Origin of the sequence: Pseudomonas sp. NPDC087690, assembly GCF_044743175.1 — a bacterium.
Lineage (GTDB): Bacteria > Pseudomonadota > Gammaproteobacteria > Pseudomonadales > Pseudomonadaceae > Aquipseudomonas.
On record NZ_JBIUVX010000069.1, the window covers coordinates 10,521 to 12,569 of the forward strand.

The window sequence follows — 2,049 nt, forward strand, 5'->3', positions numbered from 1 at the left end:
CGCCCCACCTTTGTCGCGGGGAGGAGCAGACTCCTAGCACCTCGGGCTCATAACCCGAAGGTCGTCGGTTCAAATCCGGCCCCCGCAACCAGTTTAAGGAGCCCCTTTTAAGGGGCTTTTTGTTAGCTGGACACTTTCAACGCCGCTGTTCGACGGCGTTTCAAGGATGGGCGTTTCGCCCATTTTTTTATTTTGCAAAGCATGCACATATCATGCACTAGGGGGTTCAGGTGTCGAGCAAGCTAGAAGAGTTGCAGGCCTTGCTGGCCCCGGTGGTCGTGGCCCTGGGCTATGAATGCTGGGGTATCGAGTTTTCGGCTCAGGGTCGTCACTCGATGTTGCGCGTTTATATCGATAAAGAGGGTGGCGTGCTGGTGGACGATTGCGCCATTGTCAGCCGTCAGATCAGCGGTGTACTGGATGTTGAAGATCCAATCACCGTGGAATACACCCTTGAAGTTTCCTCGCCTGGCATGGAGCGCCCACTGTTCACTCTTGAGCAGTTTGCAAAATTTGCCGGTGAACAAGTGAAGATCAAGCTGCGCTCGCCTTTTGAGGGTCGACGCAACTTTCAGGGCCTTCTGCGCGGTGTAGAAGAACAGGATGTCGTGGTGCAGGTAGAAGACCATGAATTCCTGTTGCCGATCGATATGATCGACAAGGCCAACATTATTCCCAGTTTTGACTGAGACGCGGATCCCGCGGATCCAATGGCTTGCGAAAGGCGAGGCGTTCGATGAGCAAAGAAGTCCTGCTGGTTGTTGAGTCGGTATCCAATGAAAAGGGCGTACCGGCAAGCGTAATTTTTGAAGCGCTGGAGCTGGCTTTGGCCACTGCTACCAAAAAGCGTTTTGAAGACGAAGTTGACCTGCGTGTGGAAATTAACCGCCACACCGGGGCATACGAAACTTTCCGTCGCTGGACGGTCGTCGAAGAGAACGATCTCGACGATCCGGCCATCGAAACCTGGCCGAGCAAGGTTGCTGAAACGCATCCGGGTGCCAACGTTGGCGACGTCGTTGAAGAAAAAATCGAATCCATCGAGTTCGGCCGTATCGCTGCACAGACTGCCAAGCAAGTCATCGTGCAAAAAGTACGTGAAGCCGAGCGCGCTCAAGTGGTCGACGCCTATCGCGAACGCCTGGGAGAAATCATCTCCGGCACCGTGAAAAAAGTCACCCGCGACAACGTGATCGTCGATCTGGGCAACAATGCTGAAGCATTGCTGGCCCGCGAAGACATCATTTCTCGCGAAACTTTCCGTGTTGGCGTGCGTTTGCGTGCGCTGCTCAAGGAAATCCGCACCGAGAACCGCGGCCCGCAGTTGATCCTGTCGCGTACCGCGCCGGAAATGCTGATCGAGCTGTTCCGTATCGAAGTGCCGGAAATTGCTGAAGGCCTGATCGAAGTAATGGCTGCCTCCCGTGATCCGGGTTCGCGCGCCAAGATCGCCGTCCGCTCCAAGGACAAACGCATCGACCCGCAAGGCGCTTGCATCGGTATGCGCGGTTCGCGCGTCCAGGCAGTGTCGGGTGAGTTGGGCGGTGAGCGTGTTGATATCGTTCTGTGGGACGACAACCCTGCTCAGTTCGTGATCAACGCCATGTCCCCGGCTGAGGTTGCGGCAATTATCGTTGACGAAGATGCCCATGCAATGGACATCGCCGTTGGCGCAGACAATCTGGCTCAGGCCATCGGTCGCGGTGGTCAGAACGTGCGTCTGGCTAGCCAGTTGACTGGCTGGACCCTGAACGTGATGACCGAATCGGACATCCAGGCTAAGCAGCAAGCAGAAACCGGCGACATCCTGCGCAACTTCATCGACGAGCTGGAAGTCGACGAAGACCTGGCACAGGTGCTGGTAGATGAAGGCTTCACCAGCCTGGAAGAGATTGCCTACGTACCGTTGGAAGAAATGCTCAACATCGACGGCTTTGACGAAGATACCGTCAACGAGCTTCGTGCTCGTGCCAAGGATCGTTTGTTGACCAAAGCCTTCGCTACTGAGGAAAAGCTGGCAGACGCCAATCCGGCCGAAGACCTGCTCTG

At 55.8% G+C, this 2,049-nt stretch carries 2 protein-coding genes and 1 tRNA gene; all 3 read left to right on the forward strand.

The features are described 5' to 3' along the window. The first annotated feature begins 14 nt into the window (after nt 1-14). A tRNA-Met gene (locus ACIPIZ_RS28590) sits at nt 15-91 on the forward strand. A 139-nt stretch (nt 92-230) separates the two neighbouring features. After that, nucleotides 231-689, forward strand: coding sequence for a ribosome maturation factor RimP (rimP, locus tag ACIPIZ_RS28595; RefSeq protein WP_064387885.1), 459 nt, complete (start codon nt 231-233; stop codon nt 687-689). Between the two features lie 47 nt (nt 690-736). Further along, nucleotides 737-2,049: transcription termination factor NusA (nusA, locus tag ACIPIZ_RS28600; RefSeq protein WP_401168843.1), on the forward strand; the 1,313-nt coding region annotated here is incomplete at its 3' end.